This window comes from Rahnella perminowiae, assembly GCF_019049695.1.
GTDB lineage: Bacteria > Pseudomonadota > Gammaproteobacteria > Enterobacterales > Enterobacteriaceae > Rahnella > Rahnella perminowiae.
Genome location: NZ_JAFMOT010000062.1, coordinates 1 through 445, shown reverse-complemented (window position 1 = coordinate 445; position 445 = coordinate 1). Strand labels below are relative to the sequence as shown.

Here is a 445-nt window from a genome sequence, read left to right as displayed (position 1 = left end):
CTCAATATTACCGACAAAAGTAATGGTCGCCCCAAATTCCCCCAAACTGCGACAAAACGATAAAATAGCCCCGATCACAATCCCCGCACCCGACAGCGGTAATGTCACTTGGAAAAACGTCCGCAAACGGCTTGCACCCAGTGTCATGGCAGTTATTTCTAAGCGTTTATCGACCAACTCAATTGCCAAACGAACTGACTGTACCATGAGTGGAAAACCCATAACTGCCGATGCCAAGACCGCACCTTTCCAGTTAAAAGCAAGCTCAAAACCCATTCTTGTTAGGTATTTGCCAATTAAGCCTTCATTGCCAAATAGCACAAGCAAGATATAACCTGGTACAACTGGCGGCAATACAAGCGGTAAAAATACCAAAGTTTCAAATAACGATTTACCCCAAAAATCCTTACGAGCGAGCAACCACCCCATGCCAATGGCAGGGACA

General features: G+C 45.6%; 1 protein-coding gene. It reads right to left on the bottom strand.

The genetic code is table 11. From position 1 onward, the window contains the following. A partial coding sequence (locus tag J1781_RS00290; protein WP_217233010.1) for an ABC transporter permease subunit occupies window positions 1–445 on the bottom strand: 445 nt, incomplete at both ends.